The organism is Bartonella acomydis (genome assembly GCF_039543025.1).
Lineage (GTDB): Bacteria > Pseudomonadota > Alphaproteobacteria > Rhizobiales > Rhizobiaceae > Bartonella > Bartonella acomydis.
Genome location: NZ_BAABIY010000012.1, coordinates 284748 through 303114, shown reverse-complemented (window position 1 = coordinate 303114; position 18367 = coordinate 284748). Strand labels below are relative to the sequence as shown.

Here is an 18367-nt window from a genome sequence, read left to right as displayed (position 1 = left end):
AATCAATATGTTATAATTAATTGTAACAATAACTCACTTAATCTTATTAAAGAAAAATTAATTAATCTTTTCAGTTCTTTTAGCTTTCTTACGCCATTGTGAAGGTTGTAATTCAGCCACCACAATCCCAATTAGAATGAGCGCTCCTCCCAATAAAGCTAAAGGGGATAAAAGCTCACCAGCCAAACGCCCAACAATACCAGCCCATACAGGTTCACCTGCATAAATGAGTGTTGCGCGTGTTGGCGAAATAGACTTTTGTGCCCAATTCATCACCAATTGAATGATCGCACTCATCAATGCCAAACCTACTCCGATAGTCAACCATACCCATGAAAATTCAGGAATGCTTTCACCCATAAAAGGCATACAAAAAAATGAAAAAAGACCGCTAAAGAATAACTGTATAATTGTTACGCGCCGGCTATCAACTCTATTGGCAAAAATACCGATGAGTATAACCTCCCCAGCAATTGCTAAAGCACCTAACAAAGTAAGAATTTCACCTTTTGAAAAATCAAAATTTCCCGGCTTTTGTCCAGAAATAAAAATAAGCCCCACAAAAGCAAAAATAATACCAACCCAACAAGTTAATCGGGGAGGCTTTCTAAAAACAATCCACTGTAATATTGGAACTATCGGAATATAAAGCGCCGTGATAAATGCAGACTGACTACTAATAATGGTTTGAAGCCCCATTGCTTGTAAGGCGTAACCCAAAAACATTCCTATACCAATAGCCATCCCAGCAAAAATCTCATAAACAGTTATACCTCTCATAGAGCGCCAAAAAATTGCTCCACATATCAGTGATGCAACAATAAAACGGAATCCAACAAAAAATAGAGGGCCGCTATAGCATACTGCAATGTGTATCACTAAAAATGTAACACCCCACAATATGGTCGCCGCAAATAATGCTAATTCTGGCTTGCTTAATAAAGAATGTTTCAACTGTTTTATGTTAACCATGAAAGGTTTCTTCTTCCAATTCTTCTCTATACCTTATGAAACAATAAGTGTTCCAACTCCTGGTTCGGTAAATAGTTCTAGTAAGACAGAATGAGGAGTTTTGCCGTTTAAAACGACAACACCTTCTACACCATTTTGAAGGGCTTTTATACAAGTTTCCACTTTTGGAATCATACCACCTGAAATTGTTCCATTTTTAATGAGATTTTCAGCTTCAGAAATTGTTAATTCCTTTAAAAGTTTACCCTGTTTATCTAAAACACCAGGAACATCGGTTAAAAATAAAAGACGTTTGGCCTCTAATGCACCGGCAATAGCTCCAGCAAAAATATCAGCATTAATATTATAGGTTTTACCATCACGACCTGGAGCTACAGGAGCAAGAACTGGAATCATCTCAGAACATGCTAAGAGATCTAGCAATGTACGATCAACTTCAACAGGTTCACCAACAAAACCTAAATCTAAAACACGTTCTATATGCGAATCAGGATCAATGACAGTTTTATAGGCCTTCTCAGCAAAAACCATATTGCCATCCTTGCCACATAACCCTATTGCCCATTCACCCTCTGCATTGATGAGAGCAACAATTTCTTTGTTTATGGAACCTGCCAAAACCATTTCAACAACTTCAACAATTCGCTCATTGGTGACGCGTAAACCATTTTCAAACCTTGATTCAATCCCCATTTTCATTAAAATTTCAGCAATTTGAGGTCCACCACCATGGACGACAATAGGATTGATTCCTGATTGCTTCAACAGAGCAATATCACGCGCAAATGCCCTCCCCAAAGAAGGATCACCCATAGCGTGACCGCCGTATTTTACAACAACCGTTTCATTTTCGTATTTTTGCATATAGGGAAGGGCAGATGATAAGAATGCCGCTTGTTTTTCAAAAACATCTGCAATATCATTATTATTTTCGACTTTAGACATCAAAAAGGCCTCCTCATCACTTTTTACCCTCTCTTAGGGAAAAATTAGAAAAAGTGAAAACAAATTTTACTCCATTCACCTGAAAACACTTATTTTTTAAATTAATACCAAAGTTATAACGAGGTGAACAAAGGTAGCTTTTTTAAAACAATGAGCATTTAAAATGAAACAAAATAGACATACAAAATGTCATTGTTATATGACCTTATATCAAATGGAAGCAGAATCAGAAGAACTTTCAAGCCACGCCTTTATACATCTAAACTTATTGATTTACTCTTGAATCTTTAACAATGAATAAAAAGATATACAACCATTGATTTCATAAGATGAAAATAAAAAATAATGATTAACTGAAACACCATATTATCATAAATGAAAATAGCTCTATCATGTATCTATCCTGCTTTTTTCCCAATCATTGAAAATAAGAAAAGATCAATTAAATTATTTATTATTACAAATGTTATAGAAAGATACAATATATTGGTTTATTATAATAATTTATCATTTTCAACTTAAATGTAACTCTTCATAAATGAACCAATACAACCGACCCTCTATACATAAAGTGGTCTCTGCGTATAGCTAAAACCATTTAAAGATGCACATTTTTTCCCACAATAAATACTCATGCACATTCATTAATTTTGTCTCGAAATATTTTCAAAAAATTCCTTCATACGTGAAAAGAAACCATGAGACTGTGGCGAATTCTCATGATTTGAAAGCGTTTCAAATTTTTGCAACAATTCGCGTTGTTCTTGTGTTAATTTCTGCGGTGTTTCAATCGTGATATGAATATAAAGATCACCCCTTTCTTGCTGACGACCCAACATGGGCATACCTTTTCCCTTAAGGCGGAATTGACGTCCATTTTGTGTACCTTCTGGAACTTTCACACGTGCTTTGACACCATCAAGGTCAGAAACCTCAAACTCACCTCCTAAAACAGCTGTTACCATTGAAATAGGAACTCGACAGTGAATATCTGCTCCTTCTCGCTGAAAAAACTCATGCGGTTTAATGGAAAGAAAAATATAAAGATCACCGCTAGGACCACCACGAATGCCCGCATCTCCTTCACCAGAAAGACGAATACGTGTACCATCTTCAATACCAGCTGGAATGTTCACACTCAATGAACGTTTTTTTTCCACCCGTCTTGTCCCTTGGCATTTTGGGCATGGATTCGTAATGGTTTCACCACGTCCGTGACAAGCAGGGCATGTGCGCTCAATAGAAAAGAAACCTTGTGCAGCACGCACACGACCAGCTCCATGACAAGTTCCACAGACTTGTGGTTGAGAGCCTTTTTTCGCGCCTGATCCTTCACACGCATCACAAGTAACGGAACTTGGAATATTAATCTGTGCAGTTTTTCCTGAAAATGCCTCCTCCAAAGTCACTTCCATATTATAACTCAAATCAGCACCACGTTCGCGCCTGTCGCCACGTTTACGCTGCATTCCACCCATAATTTCACCAAAAAAATCTTCAAAAATGTCAGCAAAACCACCACTTGCAGCAAAACCACCAAAGGGATTTGCCCCTTCATGGCCATTATTTTCAAAGGCAGCGTGACCAAAGCGGTCATAAGCAGCACGCTTTTGAGGGTCTTTGAGAACTTCATAAGCTTCGCCAATTTCCTTGAACTTTCGCTCTGCCTCTTTATCCCCTGCGTTGCGATCAGGATGGTATTGCATTGCTAACTTACGAAAAGCAGACTTTAGCTTTTTATCGTCACATTCGCGCGTTACGCCAAGAACTTCATAATAATCAACCTTCATCATGTATTCCTGATAATTTCTTTGTCATCCATTTTCATGGATCATAATTTACTTTTAATTTATATTTTTAGAAAAAAAGTGCAACTTATCTCAAATAACAAAGCCCAGCCTTAATCTTTAAAGGCTGGGTTATTCATTAATCAACACATTTGCTTACATTATTTCTTTTTATCATTAATTTCTTCAAAATCAGCATCAACAACATCATCATTCTTCGTATCTGTTTCAGTATTTTCTGTTGCTGCTTGTGAAGCTTCATACATCGCCTGTCCAAGCTTCATACTCACTTCTGCTAATTTTTGCATTTTTGTTGTTACTTCTTCAGTATCGGCACCATCAAGTGCAGACTTTAAATCAGATATTGCTGTTTCAATCTGTTCCTTCTCTTCAGAAGAAACCTTATCGCCATACTCTTTCAGTGATTTTTCAGTTGAATGAATAAGACCTTCCGCTTGATTTCTCGCTTCAACACTTTCACGGCGCTTTTTGTCTTCGGCCGCATGCTCTTCTGCGTCTTTTACCATTTTTTCAATGTCAGCATCACTTAAACCACCTGATGCTTGAATACGAATCTGATGCTCTTTACCCGTTCCTTTATCTTTCGCCGAAACATTGACAATACCATTTGCATCAATATCAAAAGTAACCTCAATTTGAGGCATACCACGCGGCGCTGGTGGAATACCGACAAGATCAAACTGAGCCAATAATTTGTTATCACTTGCCATCTCGCGTTCACCTTGGAATACACGAATAGTTACAGCACTTTGATTATCATCAGCAGTTGAAAAAACTTGCGATTTTTTCGTTGGGATAGTGGTATTGCGTTCAATAAGACGTGTAAAGACTCCACCCAATGTTTCAATACCCAAAGATAAAGGTGTTACATCCAACAACAATACATCTTTTACATCACCTTGTAATACACCCCCTTGAATGGCTGCACCCATAGCAACGACTTCATCAGGATTCACACCCTTGTGTGGATCTTTGCCAAAGAAGCTTTGCACAACTTCTTGAATCTTGGGCATACGTGTCATACCACCCACTAAAACAACTTCGTTAATCTCACCAGCTTTCAGCCCTGCATCTTTCAATGCGGCTTTACAAGGCTCGATAGTCCGTTGAACCAAATCATCAACGAGAGATTCAAATTTTGCCCGCGTTAATTTCATCGTTAAATGTTTTGGACCAGATTGATCAGCAGTAATAAATGGCAAATTGATTTCCGTTTGTTGTGAGGAAGAAAGTTCAATCTTTGCTTTTTCTGCCGCTTCTTTTAAGCGTTGCAATGCGAGCTTATCATTCTTTAGATCAATCCCTTGTTCTTTCTTGAATTCATCGGCAAAATAACCGACCAAGCGCATATCAAAATCTTCACCACCTAAAAACGTATCTCCATTGGTTGATTTAACTTCAAAAACGCCATCGCCAATTTCAAGGACAGAAATATCAAATGTACCGCCACCAAGATCATAAACCGCAATGGTTTTTCCATCTTTTTTATCCAAACCATATGCTAAAGCAGCTGCCGTTGGCTCATTGATAATCCGTAAAACCTCTAATCCAGCAATCTTACCTGCATCTTTGGTAGCTTGGCGTTGTGCATCATTGAAATAAGCAGGAACAGTAATAACCGCTTGCTCAACTTTTTCACCAAGATAAGACTCTGCTGTTTCCTTCATCTTTTGTAAAATCATCGCTGAAATTTGTGAAGGAGAATATTTCTTGCCCGCTTCTTCAACCCATGCATCACCATTGTCACCTTTAACAATTTTATAAGGCACAAGCGCTTTATCTTTTTCAACCATGGGATCATCAAAACGACGGCCAATTAAGCGTTTAACTGCAAAAACCGTTCCTTCAGGGTTTGTCACCGCTTGCCGTTTAGCAGGTTGCCCAACAAGCCGCTCTCCCCCATCTGTAAAGGCAACAACAGAAGGTGTTGTACGCGCTCCTTCTGAATTTTCAATAACCTTTGCGTTTTTGCCATCCATGACAGCAACACAAGAGTTCGTTGTCCCTAAATCAATACCAATTACTTTTGCCATATTATATTCTCCATTTCAGCAAGCTACCTCAACCTTCATCAAGCATTTCTCTAAGACAGCTCCTCATAACACTCAAAGCCTGTACTTCATTTCAAGTTACACAAACAATAAACTGTAAGTCGCAACAAGCCTTTCTGCCTCGTATATAAGAACAGGCTCTTATCGCTACAAGAGAGTCATGAGAGAAACATTCTTAAAATAAAAATTTTCTTTTAAAATAGACATTTTACTCACACGCAAATGCTCTTAAGGCGAGCATTATAGCATATCTTTTTTTACGAAATTTATAGACATATCAACCTATAAAATTGGAAAAATAATAGTGCGTCTTTTTCCTTAATTTCTCATAGCCACATAAAATTCTTATAGAGAATTTAAAATCATTCAAAAGGTAAATAATTTGTCGCATAAATATTATAAGCTCTTTTAACCAAATATCTGAAATAACCATTCCTTATATGATCATAAACGTGATATTTTTTTATATCACCTCATCTACAGCGTTACACCTCATCTTTCTTAATGTACCGTTTGCGAAAATATTATTTGTTAATCTACTCTTAAACAACTCTACTATTAAAAGCTTAAATTTACTGCTTATTTAAAAACTATGCTTTGAATACACCTCATATCACCTTCTTCTTTGTCAGATTAAATCCACCAATAGAGCGAAGAATACCCTCTTTTGCCCTTTTCAGTGTACTATTAAAATCCAAGAGGTTTATGCTCTCTTTCTTTGATTTATATAACTCTGATAATTCTTTCTTTTATTTTGAATAAAAACTCTGTTAAAAATAATAGGCAGCATTCAAAGTAAATCTAAAAAAGGAGGGTGAATCAATGATAACAGTTATCATCGAAAAAACAGAAAAACTCATATCTCAATATATAACTTGCGCACAATATTCATTCAAAAAAGTTGTTACAAATATCATGTGGGCTCTTCTTTTCTCTTGTATAGCCTATCCTGCATCCGCACAACAATATAAAGTTGGTGACATAGAAATCCTTCACCCTTGGACGCGTGAAACACCTAGAGGTATAAAAGTTGGTAGCGGTTATCTCTATATCATTAATCATGGTAATCTGCCTGATCGTTTGGTTTCTGTTTTAACAAAAGGGGTACAAACAACAGAAATCCATTCCATGGCAGTTGTTAATGATATTATGAAAATGGAAAAAATGCACCATGGTATTGAAATTCCAGGCAATGGTGAAATTACCCTTAAGCCTGGTGGTGATCACCTTATGTTCATAGGGCTTTCACAACCATTAAAACGAGGTGAAAAAATTAGTGCAAAATTGACATTTGAGAAAGCAGGAACAATTGATGTTGATTTCTCTGTAAACGCTATGGCAGGAAAATCACCAGCAAAATCAGTGTCTCATCACTAAGTTCTTTCATCTCTATTCAATTAAAATAAAGAGCGTGGAAATTTTTTCACGCTCTTTATTTTTGTTTAACACTATAAAACAAACTATAAAGAAATAAAAAATTTATTTTCTTCCTTTATTTAAGCGTGATTAATCTCAGGAATACGCAAAACTTGTCCAGGATAAATTTTATCAGGAGATTTTAGCATCGGCTTATTGGCTTCAAAAATAAATGTATTTTTATCACCTTGCCCTTTTCCATAAACTTTTTCGGCAATTTTCCAAAGGTTATCACCAGATTTAACTTCATAAAATTGAGAAGCTTTTACAGGTGCAGTATCTGTAATCTTTAATTGATCAATATCAACAGAAGAGATACCTTGCGAATTACCAACAACTAAAAGTGCTTTTTCAAGTGTTTCCCTATCTGAAACCTCGCCACTCAAAATAGCTTGACCGTTTTTAACCTTAATTTTCACTTTTTCTGTACCAAGTTGGAAATTATCAAATGCAGCTTTAAAGTCCTTTTCTTCTGGCTCATGATTTCCAATACCAAATTTTTCGCCAACTGTTTTCATAAAATTAAACAATCCCATTATGCTCTCCTTTCGTGCAGTAGAAACAATTTTTTTGCACATATGTCACTACACTCTTTTCTTTGCTGTTAAAAACAGATAGGCGGTTTTTCTAAACTTCAACAATCAAAAACAAACTTGTTTAATTCTGGAACAAAACAATACTCAATTTTGGGAAAAAACACTTCAATGCAATTTTTTTCTAAAATGAAGGGATCTTTATATGCACAAAAGCATTATAAAATTGCAAATATAAGACAAGATTTTACCGTAAAAATGAAAGGGGGTTTACTTTGCTACAATTTGTACCACATTTGTTTTGCAAAAAAAATATGAACTCCCATATAAATAGCGTGGATAGTTTGCTATCATAGCAATAGAAAGGTCTAAGAAGCCATGAAAGATACACCAACAATCACGCAAACGATTGTACTTGTTGATGATGATCGCAACATTTTGACATCTTTATCTTTTGCGCTTGAGACAGAAGGCTATCGGGTCGAAAGCTATACAGATGGAGCATCTGCACTCAAAGGTTTAACACTCCATCCCCCACATTTAGCTATTTTCGATATTAAAATGCCCCGAATGGATGGGATGGAGCTTTTGCGTCGATTGCGTCAAAAATCTGATATTCCTGTTATTTTTCTCACCTCTAAAGATGACGAAATTGATGAACTGTTTGGTCTTAAAATGGGAGCTGATGATTTTATTACCAAACCTTTCTCTCAACGTCTTCTCATTGAGCGTGTCAAAGCTATTCTGCGTCGTTCCAATGCGCGCAACCAACCACTTGCGACAGGAACTTCTCCCACCTCTTCCCTCAAGCGCGGAGATCTAGTGATGGATCAAGAGCGTCATACCTGTACATGGAAAGATAAACCTGTTATCTTGACTGTCACAGAATTTTTGATTCTACAGACCCTAGCACAAAGACCAGGAGTAGTAAAAAGTCGTGATGCTTTAATGGATGCTGCTTATAGTGATCAAGTCTATGTAGATGACCGCACCATTGATAGTCACATTAAACGTCTGCGTAAAAAGTTTAAACAAGTGGATGATGATTTTGCAATGATTGAAACACTTTATGGTGTAGGATATCGTTTCCACGAGGTGTGAAACTATTTTGTCGCAAAAATTTGAACAGCGATCAAATCGATGACAAAAGATATTCAACTGGAAACTCTGCAAAAAACGACAAAAAATGGTATTCCATCAACGCCATTTCCCATGTTTACTCATTTGCATATTCGAGTACAACATCTTCTGAGACAATTGCTTTTTTCCAGTCTTACACGTCGCATTGTTATGTTAAATATTGCTGCTCTTGCCGTTTTGGTAACAGGTATTTTATATCTTAATCAATTTCGCGATGGTCTCATTGAAGCTAAAATCAAAAGTTTATGCACTCAAGGAAAAATTATCGCTGGAGCCATTGCCGCTTCTGCAACGGTAGATACCAATTCTATTCTTATTGATCCTCAAAAACTTTTAGAATTACATGCTGGTGAAAGTGTTACACCTGCACCTCAGTCAACCGACTCTTGGGACTTTCCCATTAACCCTGAACAAGTTGCCCCTCTTTTACGACGCCTCATCACACCCAAAACAACAAGGGCACGTATCTATGATCGTGATGCGACTTTACTTCTTGATTCGCGTGTTCTTTATTCTAGTGGTGAAGTTTTTAGCTATGACTTACCTCCACTTAAAACGGAACAAAACATATGGGAGAGCCTCACCTCATGGTTTTCACACACATTTTATGGTAATAATATTGCTCTTGATAGAGAGCAGATGAAAAACAGTGGTATTGCTTATCCAGAGGTGTATCGCGCATTAAACGGATCTCTTGCAACTGCCAAAAGACGTAATAGACAAGGCCAACTCATCGTTTCTGTTGCCGTTCCTGTTCAACGCTATCGTGCAGTAGTGGGAGCACTTCTTCTTTCAACAACCGGTTCAGATATTGATAATATTGTAAAAGGTGAAAGACTGGTTATTTTTAAAGTCTTTGCTGTGGTAGGGAGTGTGCTTTTGGTTCTTTCTCTCTTTTTAGCCCATACGATTGCACACCCCTTGAGCAAATTATCTGCCTCTGCTAACCGTGTGCGTAATGGTAATAATAAGCGCGTGGAAATTCCTGATTTTTCAATGCGTGAAGATGAAATTGGTCATCTTTCAACCTCTATTCGTGATATGACAAACGCCCTTTATATGCGTATTGAAGCCATTGAGCGCTTTGCTGCTGATGTAAGCCATGAATTAAAAAATCCTCTAACCTCTCTGCGTAGTGCTGTTGAAACACTTCCTTTGGCTAAAAATGAAGAAGCTCAAGAACAATTATTTGAAATTATTCAACATGATGTGCGTCGTCTTGATCGTTTGATTACTGATATTTCTGATGCTTCACGACTGGATGCAGAACTTGCACGTGAAACTGCACAGATCGTTGATATGACACTGCTTTTGGAAAGTCTTGTTCATGCTGTTCAGGAAGTATACCGTAATAGGCAATCCATTGATATAAGCCTTAATATTGTTCCGCGCCCTCATGGAAAAGCCTATCTCGTATTGGGACATGAGCTTCGTTTGGGACAAGTTATTTCCAATCTTATTGAAAATGCACGTTCTTTTATTCCCCATGAGAACGGTAAAATTTGTATCACTATGAACAGTCATGCTTCAACTCTTATCTTGACCATTGAAGATAATGGCCCTGGTATTCGCTCAGAAAATATTGAACGCATTTTTGAACGTTTCTATACTGACCGACCAAATGAAGATAGTTTTGGTCAAAACTCAGGCCTTGGTCTTTCTATTAGTCGGCAAATCATCGAAGCCCATAATGGGACAATCAAAGCTGAAAATATTGTTGATCCAGAACTTGAAAATCATAAAACTGGTGCACGCTTTATTATTATGCTTCCTCTCGCTAAATAAATCTTTATACAAAGCAAAAGGCATGACAACAGAAAATGAAATACTCCATGCAAATTGTCTTCAACTGGGAGGAAAGGGTCTGTTGATTATAGGGCCATCGGGTTCAGGAAAATCAACCCTTACCCTCTCTTTGATTGAGCGTGCTGAATGGTCAAAACGTGAAGCAAAACTTATCAGTGATGATTATACAATGCTGCGTGTGGAAAATGAAAAACTTTATGGATATACCCCAGAAGGTTTGCAAGGTGGTATCGAGATTCGCGGCGCTGGCCTTTATATGATAGAGTTTGAAAAAAAAACCATTATTAATTACGTTATTCTTCTTGGTCCTGAATATGAACGTTTTTCCACAAATCAAACTTTTCAATTTGCAGATCTACATATTCCTCTTTTAAAACTCCCAAGCCTTCACGAAGCTGATTGTACGGCTATTTGTCAAGCTATTGAAGCAATCTTCTTTAGAAAAATATGGCATAAATCAGTCTAATTTTTAAAATATAAAAAAAATCTTTATTTTTGCCTTTTTTTTGTAAATTTTTCTTGGCAGCAGAATAAAGCTTTGTAAAATACAGTTTCCACCAATACGGTTGGATTTTTAGTGAACAGGAGTTTGTGTAAATGATTGGACTCGTGCTTGTAACGCACGGTGAGCTGGCTATTGAATTTTTACATGCGGTAGAACATGTTGTTGGAACACAAGAAAAATTCGCAACAATATGCGTCTACCCTAATGATGACATAGATCAGCGCCGAGGTGATATTATAGCCGCTGTTTCCTCTACAGATACAGACCATGGCGTCATTATATTAACGGATGTATTCGGTGGAACACCTTCAAATATAGCTATTCCTGCTATTGAAAAAGGACGTGTTGAAATGATTTCAGGTGTTAATTTGCCTATGCTCATTAAACTTATTTCTATTCGACAATCCCCTGATATTTCATTATCAGAAGCTTTAAGAATAGCACAAGAAGCAGGACGTAAATATATCAATGTACCAATATAATTTTATAGCGGATAATTAACCACTCATGCTTTTCAAAGACCCTCTCCCCTCTAAAATAAGCCGTCATTTCAATATTTGTAATAAACGTGGATTACATGCACGTGCTTCTGCAAAATTTGTCCAAACTGTTGACAATTTTAATGCCATTGTTGAAGTTGAAAAAGATGGAAAAATCGTCGGCGGTTCGTCAATCATGGGACTTATGATGTTAGCAGCTTCCCACGGTTGTAATCTCACCATTCGCGTTTGGGGACCAGAAGCAACTGATGCTCTCAATGCTCTGGAAAAACTCATCAATAATAAATTTGGAGAAGAAAACTAGAGTTTATAACCCCATCAAGATATATGGCTACTCTCGAAACAAGACTTCTTGCCTTTATTATTCTGATTGGCTTTCTGTGTTTTTCTTAAAAGTACCAATATTCATAGCCACTAACAATGAGCGTTACGTTTATCATAAGCATTTGCTACCCGTTATAGCTGTTATCATACTTAATATGTATGATGAAATATTTACAGTAAAGAAAAACTTTTATCCCTTACTGGATACGTTAACTTTTATAAACTACCTTTTACTGTATATCTTTGCGATAAAATACACGTAAACATGGTTATTGTTATCAATATAAACATTTTTTAGACATTATTTTTCTACATAATCGCCTTATCTTTCTGGTGTGCTTTGCCTTTATTATTTGCCATTGTACTTGTAGTGGTGCTTTTTCACTTTAAGGAGATACCATGTCCCGCCTATTTAGCGCTCTCCAAATCCCTCAACAAACAACACAACAACTCGTATCCTTGCAAAATGGTTTACCAAATGCGCAGTGGATTAATCCGCAAAATTTTCACGTCACTTTGTCTTTTTTCGGTGAAGTAGAAAGTGCTACAGCAGATGCGCTTATGCACGCCTTTGACACAATAAAAATCGCTCCTTTTATGCTACAAATGAAGGGTTTTGACGTTTTTGGTTCAGAAAAGGCTCCACATTCTCTTGTTGTTTGCATTGAACCTTGTGAGATTCTCAATATTTTATACGAAAAGATGCAATGTATTCGTAGTCATTTAGGTCTAACGCCTGATGAAAAACAATTTACTCCGCATATTACTATTGCACGATTGCTTGATATTAAACCTGAAGATCTTTCTCCTTATCTGTCCTCTCAAGGTGATTTTTCATTTCCTCCTTTTGAGGTTGATCATTTTGTTTTATTTTTATCGCCATCTCCCTCAAGCAATAGCCCATATATTGTAAAAGGAAATTGGCCACTTCAAAGATAAAAGGGTGTTTTAACACCCTTTTATCTTTGAAAGCTCTCTTTTATAAATGCTTCACGAATGAGAAATACATTTTTGAAACTCTATTATTTGTTCAAAGTCTTATTATTGGTGCAATTTAAGCTGAATCAGATTCATCCGAAGGATTTTTCGTCCCTCCTTTGGCCACACCTACTATAGCTGGGCGCAAAACGCGTTCACCGATAATATAACCTGCCTGCACAACTTGCTGAACGGTATTATCTGGCACATCAGAATTAGGGATTTCAAACATCGCTTGATGAAAGTGAGGGTCAAATTTCTGCCCTTCTGGGTGAATTTTTTGTACACCATGACGTTCTAGTGCTGCTATCATGGCACGTTCAGTCATTTCCACACCTTCAGCTAATGTTTTCAAACCAGCGTCATTTTCCTTTGCTCCCTCTGGAATTGCTTCTAAAGCACGATTAAGATTATCCGAAACAGATAACATGTCACGCGCAAAATTAGCAATTGAATAAGTTCTTGCATCCGATACATCACGCGTAGTACGACGTCGAAGATTTTCCATATCTGCCGCAAGACGTAAAAGTTGATCTTTCAGCTCTTTATTTTCTTCCTGTAAAGCAACTACAGGATCAATGAATTCACTTTTTTCCTCTTCAACTTCTGCGTGTGCATCAGCTTTATGTGTTTTTAAAAATGCATCAGCAGCTTTTTTAAGTGCATCGCGATCAGCTGGATTTTTCAAATCGCAATTTTCAAATGAAGCATCAGTCAATTTGTTTTTTTCATCAGACATAAAAATTCCATTCCTTCATAAGATTTGTTATTCTCGATATCGAAATTTTGCAGACAAAAATCAAGGGGTATTTATACATCTTCGTACAACGAATATCCGTATTATAAATATGCACTCGATTATTTTAACGCAACAATTGTGATACCAGTTGCGCCGTATAATCAACCATAGGAACAATCCTTGCATAATTAAGCCGTGTGGGCCCAATAACTCCTACAGCACCGATAACTCTCTGTTTTGAATCACGATAAGGTGCTACCACTAAAGAAGAACCAGAAAGCGAAAACAACTTATTTTCTGAACCAATAAAGATACGAACTCCTGAACCTTCATCCGTTAAATCAAGAAGTTGCGCCATACTTTCAAGTGTTTCAAGGTCATCAAACAAATGCCGTAGCCGCTCTAAATCTTCTTCTGCCTTCACATCTTCAAGTAAATTGCTACGCCCACGCACAATAAGGTGTATTTTATGATTAGCATCTTCTCCTCCTAGGAGGGCTAATCCCGTTTCAACAAGATGATGAGTCAAATGATCAAGAGCAGCTCGTGTTTCTGCGCATAAACGGGCAATTTCTTCTTTCGCTTCACTCAATGTGCGTCCCTGAATATGAGCATTGAGAAAATTTGTTGCTTCTGTCAATTGCGCATGGGTAACCCCTTCCGGTAAGTGAACAATACGATTTTCAACCTCACCTTGTTGCGTGACTAAAACAGCAAGAGCATGCTCTCTATCAAGCCGCACAAATTCAATATGCTTCAATGTTCCTTCGTACTTAGTTGCCAAAACAAGTCCTGCACCACGTGAAAGATCTGAAAGAACGCGACTTGCTTGAATAAGAAAATGTTCAACGGATTGTGCGTGACCAGCCTCTTTTACTTGCATTTCAATACTTTCACGTTCCTCGTTTGGCAAATCACCAGCTTCCATAAACGCATCAACAAAAAATCGTAATCCTGATTGTGTTGGCATTCGCCCTGCAGAGACATGAGGTGCATAAATTAAACCAAGATGTTCAAGATCACTCATCACATTGCGAATCGTGGCTGGTGATAATGTCTGACGTAAAAGTCTTGAAAGATTTCGTGATCCCACGGGTTCACCATCATTAAGATAGGCTTCCACAATATGGCGAAAGATATCCCGCGAACGCTCATCAAGATATTTTAGTTCATCATCAATAGGTTTGTGCTTCATCACAATTGTTTCACCACTTTAAGACAGTTCTCTCTTATATAAGTTTTGCCAAGATTTGGTCAAATAGTCTAAAGTCGTGTAACATATCATATATTTATCATAAAAATGCTACCATTAAAAAATAGACCGTCCATATATCTTTCATTGTTATTATAAAATATGAAAAATTTCATTTGAGTAGAATAATAATAAACATATAAAAAGATGATATCGTATAAAATCTGGCAGAATTTGTATATGTAAGCATTGTCGTTGGTTTTTAGTATAAAATAGTCCCCTCTTTTTACTTCTGGAGAAATATATGAGAAGTATAGCAGCCAAAAAACTTGTCATTGCAACACATAATACCGGCAAATTGCATGAAATTTCCACTTTGGTTGCGCCATTTGGCTTAACAATACAATCTGCAAAAGAGCTTGGATTGCCCGAACCCAAAGAAACAGGGACAACATTTGAAGAAAATGCCTATATTAAAGCCTTTGCCGCAGCAAAAAATACAGGACTTCCGGCTCTTTCTGATGATTCAGGCTTGGAAGTGGATGCCTTGGGTGGTTCACCAGGCGTTTATACAGCAGACCTTGCTCTTCAGCCCGATGGTACACGTGATTTTTCAAAAGCTATGCAAAAAATAGAAGATGAACTGCAAAAAAATGGAGCGCATGAAAAAAGCCAACGAAAATGCCGATTTATATCCGTTATTTGCATTGCATGGCCCGATACTCATGCAGTTTATTTTCGTGGGTGCGTTGAAGGGGCATTCATTTGGCCTCCGCGAGGAGATAAAGGTTTTGGTTTTGATCCTATTTTTTTACCAGATGGATATGTCAATACCTTTGGAGAAATGTCAACGGAGCAAAAACATGGCTGGAAACTCAATGATACAGCACTTCCTCTTTCTCATCGTGCACGCGCATTTAAACTTTTAGCCGAAAGCCTTTTGACACTCTCATGAACGCACCGTTTGGCATTTACTTTCACTGGCCCTTTTGTGTTGCAAAATGTCCTTATTGCGATTTTAATTCCCATGTTCGCATTCATGGTGTTGATCAACCACGTTTTGTAACCGCCTTTGAACGTGAAATAGAAACGCAATATCATAAAATAGGTCCACGTCATATTACCAGTATTTTTATTGGTGGGGGAACTCCCTCTCTTATGACACCGCAAACTGTTGATGCTTTATTGCAAGCACTGGCAAGAAAATGGACAATCGATGATAAAGCAGAAATCACACTAGAAGCCAACCCATCAAGTGTAGAAGCAGAACGCTTTCGCGGATATCGTGCAGCAGGTGTTAACCGCTTATCCCTAGGCATACAAGCACTCAATAACAAAGCATTGCGACAACTTGGTCGACTCCACGATGTGCAACAAGCTCTTCATGCTATTGCTTTAGCACGGGAAATCTTTCCGCGTTTATCTTTTGATCTCATTTATGCACGCCCAGAACAAACGCTTGAACAGTGGAAATGTGAACTTTTTCAAGCCATTGATTTGGCGGCTGATCATCTTTCTCTTTATCAACTAACTATTGAAGAAGGAACCGCTTTTAAACGGCTATATGATGCTGGAAGACTTATTCTTCCCGCATCAGAACTTGCAGCAGATCTGTATTATCTCACCCAAGAAATAACCACACTGCATGGATTGCCAGCTTATGAGATTTCAAATCATGCAATGCCTGGTGCCGAATCAGCACATAATCTTCTCTATTGGCGTTATCATGAATATGCAGGCTTTGGTCCAGGAGCCCATGGACGTTTTATTGAGTATGCACAAAATCATTCCTCTCTCTCTTTAAAAATAGCTGATTCTCAAATTGAAAGCCGTAAACGCTATGTGACAATCAATGAAAAACATCCTGAGCATTGGCTTGAATTGGTAGAAAAAACAGGACATGGCTGTATTGAAACAGAACAATTGACTCTTAAGCAACAAGCAAATGAAATGCTTCTTATGGGATTGCGTCTTAGCGAAGGTTTGGATCTTTCACGCTATGACACTTTAAATCCTAAAAGTTTACCAATGGAAAAGCTTATAGATTTACAACAACAAGGTCTGGTAAAAATGCTAGGAAACCAACACCTGAAAGCAACAAAAAAAGGACGAATCCTTCTTGATTATATCATCAGCCAATTGGCAAATTAAAATCTTTATGGTTCCAACCTATGAGCATATCAACTGTGATAGAATATTTTTGATTTTTAGTGTATGATAAAAATGTTTTTGAAAAAACAAGTGCTTCTTTTTATGCAAAAAAATCAGTAATAAAACGTTCATAAATAACTGTGAGAGTTTCCATTGCATCAAGATCTACACATTCATTAACCATATGCATCGTTTGCCCCGGTAAACCAAATTCAACCACGGGGCAATAATCTTTAATAAATCGAGCATCCGAAGTTCCCCCTGACGTAGAACATTCTGGTATATACCCTGTTATGCTTTTAATAGCATTTGATACTGTGTGAATGAGTTTATCACTTCTGGTCAAAAAAACATCACCCAAACTTGGAATCCATTCAAGCTGATAAAAGGGTAACTGATCACTATTATTTTTTGACTGCACGGAAGTGAGACGTTTTTCAATTTCCCTCATCAGTGTTTCTTTTGTCCAAAGATCATTGTAGCGGATATTAAAACGGATAATCGTTTGTGCTGGAATCACATTTACCGCAGAATTGCCTGTATCAATAGCTGTTAATTCTAAATTACTGGGTTGAAAATTTTCCGTCCCTTGATCTAAAGCAGTTTGTGTCAAAGCTTGAATAAGTTTACTGACTAAAGGCAATGGATTGGCTGCCCGCTCAGGAAAAGCAACATGCCCTTGGCGACCTTTAACGGTAACAATACCGGAAATTGATCCTCGGCGACCAATTTTTATCACATCACCAACAGTCTTTACGCTTGTTGGTTCTCCTACAAGCGCAGCAGTCCATTTTTCACCTCTTTGTTGTGCCCATTTAAGAAGTTTTACCGTACCATTCAATGCAGGACCTTCTTCATCACCGGTAATGAGAAGACTTACCATGCCTTTAATGGACTGTTTCTCCAGAACTCGAGCAAGTGCTGCAACAAAACAAGCAATACCGCCCTTCATATCAACAGCGCCTCGCCCGTATAATTTCCCTTGATCTATTACCGCCTCAAAAGGTGGATAGATCCACTGTTCCAATACTCCTGGTGGTACAACATCCGTATGTCCCGAAAACATAAGATGCGGACCTTCTCTCCCCATTTTTGCATAAAGATTTTCAACATCTTCTGTATTTTTATCGGAAAAAATAGGACGCTCAACACAAAACCCCATTTTTTCTAGAAACTGTTCCAAAGTTGACAAAACACCCGCTTCATGCGGTGTAACAGAAGGGCAACGAATAAGCGCCTGTAATAGCTTAAGTGGATCTGTAAGGACAGGCATAACTGCTCTTCCTATCTGAACTTTAAGAATTATT

At 37.5% G+C, this 18367-nt stretch carries 17 protein-coding genes; 9 read left to right on the top strand and 8 right to left on the bottom strand.

The window, feature by feature from the left end:
- Window positions 1-57 precede the first annotated feature (57 nt).
- The 4 genes from ABD909_RS03185 to dnaK form a co-directional block, all read right to left on the bottom strand.
- Complete coding sequence (locus ABD909_RS03185; RefSeq protein WP_345096510.1) at window positions 58-972, bottom strand: DMT family transporter; 915 nt, start codon at window positions 970-972, stop codon at window positions 58-60.
- A 33-nt stretch (window positions 973-1005) separates the two neighbouring features.
- The gene (gene argB / locus ABD909_RS03180) at window positions 1006-1917 is read right to left on the bottom strand and encodes an acetylglutamate kinase (protein ID WP_345096509.1); all 912 of its coding nucleotides are present in this window, start codon (window positions 1915-1917) and stop codon (window positions 1006-1008) included.
- Window positions 1918-2561: 644 nt separating this feature from the next.
- On the bottom strand, window positions 2562-3707 hold the full coding sequence (gene dnaJ, locus ABD909_RS03175; protein ID WP_345096588.1) for a molecular chaperone DnaJ: 1146 nt from the start codon (window positions 3705-3707) through the stop codon (window positions 2562-2564).
- A gap of 158 nt (window positions 3708-3865) precedes the next feature.
- A complete protein-coding gene (gene dnaK, locus ABD909_RS03170) occupies window positions 3866-5758 on the bottom strand; it encodes a molecular chaperone DnaK (RefSeq protein ID WP_345096508.1) in 1893 nt (630 codons plus the stop codon).
- A gap of 840 nt (window positions 5759-6598) precedes the next feature.
- Between dnaK and ABD909_RS03165 the strand changes: the two genes are divergently transcribed.
- Window positions 6599-7153: a copper chaperone PCu(A)C gene (locus ABD909_RS03165; protein WP_345096507.1), complete on the top strand. Its 555-nt coding sequence runs from the start codon at window positions 6599-6601 to the stop codon at window positions 7151-7153.
- 119 nt (window positions 7154-7272) lie between these two features.
- On the opposite strand, the gene lysM is transcribed toward ABD909_RS03165, so the two are convergent.
- The gene (lysM, locus tag ABD909_RS03160) at window positions 7273-7728 is read right to left on the bottom strand and encodes a peptidoglycan-binding protein LysM (protein ID WP_345096506.1); all 456 of its coding nucleotides are present in this window, start codon (window positions 7726-7728) and stop codon (window positions 7273-7275) included.
- 375 nt (window positions 7729-8103) lie between these two features.
- Between lysM and ABD909_RS03155 the strand changes: the two genes are divergently transcribed.
- The 6 genes from ABD909_RS03155 (at window position 8104) to thpR (ending at window position 12939) form a co-directional block, all read left to right on the top strand.
- Window positions 8104-8826, top strand: coding sequence for a response regulator transcription factor (locus tag ABD909_RS03155; RefSeq protein ID WP_006590020.1), 723 nt, complete (start codon window positions 8104-8106; stop codon window positions 8824-8826).
- 39 nt (window positions 8827-8865) lie between these two features.
- The gene (locus ABD909_RS03150) at window positions 8866-10650 is read left to right on the top strand and encodes a stimulus-sensing domain-containing protein (RefSeq protein WP_345096505.1); all 1785 of its coding nucleotides are present in this window, start codon (window positions 8866-8868) and stop codon (window positions 10648-10650) included.
- A 22-nt stretch (window positions 10651-10672) separates the two neighbouring features.
- Window positions 10673-11137, top strand: coding sequence for an HPr kinase/phosphatase C-terminal domain-containing protein (locus tag ABD909_RS03145; RefSeq protein ID WP_345096504.1), 465 nt, complete (start codon window positions 10673-10675; stop codon window positions 11135-11137).
- 131 nt (window positions 11138-11268) lie between these two features.
- A complete protein-coding gene (locus ABD909_RS03140) occupies window positions 11269-11658 on the top strand; it encodes a PTS sugar transporter subunit IIA (protein WP_345096503.1) in 390 nt (129 codons plus the stop codon).
- Between the two features lie 25 nt (window positions 11659-11683).
- Window positions 11684-11980: an HPr family phosphocarrier protein gene (locus tag ABD909_RS03135; RefSeq protein ID WP_345096502.1), complete on the top strand. Its 297-nt coding sequence runs from the start codon at window positions 11684-11686 to the stop codon at window positions 11978-11980.
- Window positions 11981-12399: 419 nt separating this feature from the next.
- Window positions 12400-12939, top strand: a complete 540-nt coding sequence (gene thpR / locus ABD909_RS03130; RefSeq protein ID WP_345096501.1) for an RNA 2',3'-cyclic phosphodiesterase — start codon at window positions 12400-12402, stop codon at window positions 12937-12939.
- A 115-nt stretch (window positions 12940-13054) separates the two neighbouring features.
- Here thpR and grpE read toward each other — a convergent pair whose 3' ends face one another.
- Window positions 13055-13717, bottom strand: coding sequence for a nucleotide exchange factor GrpE (gene grpE / locus ABD909_RS03125; protein ID WP_345096500.1), 663 nt, complete (start codon window positions 13715-13717; stop codon window positions 13055-13057).
- A 124-nt stretch (window positions 13718-13841) separates the two neighbouring features.
- Window positions 13842-14912 carry a heat-inducible transcriptional repressor HrcA gene (gene hrcA, locus ABD909_RS03120; protein WP_345096586.1) on the bottom strand — a complete coding sequence of 357 codons (1071 nt, stop codon included), beginning with the start codon at window positions 14910-14912 and terminating at the stop codon, window positions 13842-13844.
- 301 nt (window positions 14913-15213) lie between these two features.
- Between hrcA and ABD909_RS03115 the strand changes: the two genes are divergently transcribed.
- Together ABD909_RS03115 and hemW are read left to right on the top strand one after the other, a co-directional pair.
- On the top strand, window positions 15214-15864 hold the full coding sequence (locus ABD909_RS03115) for a non-canonical purine NTP pyrophosphatase (RefSeq protein ID WP_345096499.1): 651 nt from the start codon (window positions 15214-15216) through the stop codon (window positions 15862-15864).
- On the top strand, window positions 15861-17060 hold the full coding sequence (gene hemW / locus ABD909_RS03110) for a radical SAM family heme chaperone HemW (RefSeq protein ID WP_345096498.1): 1200 nt from the start codon (window positions 15861-15863) through the stop codon (window positions 17058-17060). The genes ABD909_RS03115 and hemW overlap by 4 nt, the downstream gene beginning before the upstream one ends.
- A 100-nt stretch (window positions 17061-17160) precedes the next feature.
- Here hemW and dapE read toward each other — a convergent pair whose 3' ends face one another.
- Window positions 17161-18333 (bottom strand): succinyl-diaminopimelate desuccinylase, encoded by a 1173-nt coding sequence (gene dapE, locus ABD909_RS03105; protein ID WP_345096497.1) that lies wholly within the window; start codon window positions 18331-18333, stop codon window positions 17161-17163.
- Window positions 18334-18367: the final 34 nt, after the last annotated feature.